Origin of the sequence: Actimicrobium sp. CCI2.3, assembly GCF_035019065.1 — a bacterium.
Classification (GTDB): domain Bacteria; phylum Pseudomonadota; class Gammaproteobacteria; order Burkholderiales; family Burkholderiaceae_D; genus Actimicrobium.
Genome location: NZ_JASJWR010000085.1, coordinates 1 through 932 on the forward strand (window position 1 = coordinate 1; position 932 = coordinate 932).

Genomic DNA, 932 nt, shown 5'->3' on the forward strand with positions numbered 1-932 from the left:
GCCGGAGCCAGTCAGGGGGAAGGTCGCAAACTCGCTTCGCTCAGACATGCGCCCTTCTGATCCCCTGCCTGACTCCGACTTTTGGCAGCTGCTTCAATGCGGGGTAGGTCAACGTCAACTGCCACTTCAACTTCAACATCAACATCAACATCAACATCAACATCAACATCAACATCAACTCAACGTGGCTGCTCCGGTTTGTTTTTTCCTGCGGTCGCAAACCCCCACCGGCAGCAACCAGGGTCAGAGTTTTTTTTCGCGGCTTTATCGCGAAAATTACTCTGACCCTGGTTGCGGATTCGTAGCGCTCGCCATCCAATCTCCGTGCGGAGGTTGCTGATTCTGCCGCTCCACCATGATGCAACAGTGGCGATCGCATGGCAGTTCAAGCAAACAGCTACGACGATGCTGGGGCTGCGCCGCATACAGCACACGCATCAGCGCGGCTCACTGGAGTTGTAGTTTGTGTGCCGTAATAATCGGCAATGAAGCAGTTCCCCGCGATGATTTGTCTTGGTGCCGCCAAAGTCAGGTCATAATTTACGGATGCAGTTTGGGCAAAGGTACTAATCCGCTACGCCAACGCTTGTCGCCACTGTATGTGCGGCAGTTCAGTCCAACATGGTTTATCCGCAGGAGGTGCTCTTGGTTTCCTCACGTTTGGCCTTGCGGCTGATAAACGCTAATCGTTAGAAAACATGCGACGTTTATTGACTCTTGTCGTTTTATTTTCCTTCACTGTGCCATACACATGGGCTGCACCAGAATCATTTATTGCGCGTGAAATACCTACTGGCCCTGTTGGTTGTGAAGACAAAGGTGGGGGTGTTCTTGACAGCGCCTACAAATATGCAGACTGTAGTGGTCAAGTTATTTCGGACACCCCAATGGAAGTATTTCTGCCATTTTCCGTTCAAAGACGGAGGGCGACA

Annotated in this window: 2 protein-coding genes; one reads left to right on the forward strand and one right to left on the reverse strand. The window is 51.5% G+C overall.

Annotation, left to right across the window (positions count from 1 at the left end):
- Positions 1-40: 40 nt before the first annotated feature.
- Positions 41-379 carry a hypothetical protein gene (locus tag QN370_RS20545; protein ID WP_322128776.1) on the reverse strand — a complete coding sequence of 113 codons (339 nt, stop codon included), beginning with the start codon at positions 377-379 and terminating at the stop codon, positions 41-43.
- Between the two features lie 319 nt (positions 380-698).
- Here QN370_RS20545 and QN370_RS20550 point away from each other — a divergent pair.
- Positions 699-932: hypothetical protein (locus QN370_RS20550; protein WP_323581826.1), on the forward strand; the 234-nt coding region annotated here is incomplete at its 3' end.

Bases quoted from the DNA above. Each gene is read 5' to 3' on its own strand.
- QN370_RS20545 (WP_322128776.1), bottom strand. From the start codon at position 379: ATGCGATCGCCACTGTTGCATCATGGTGGAGCGGCAGAATCAGCAACC.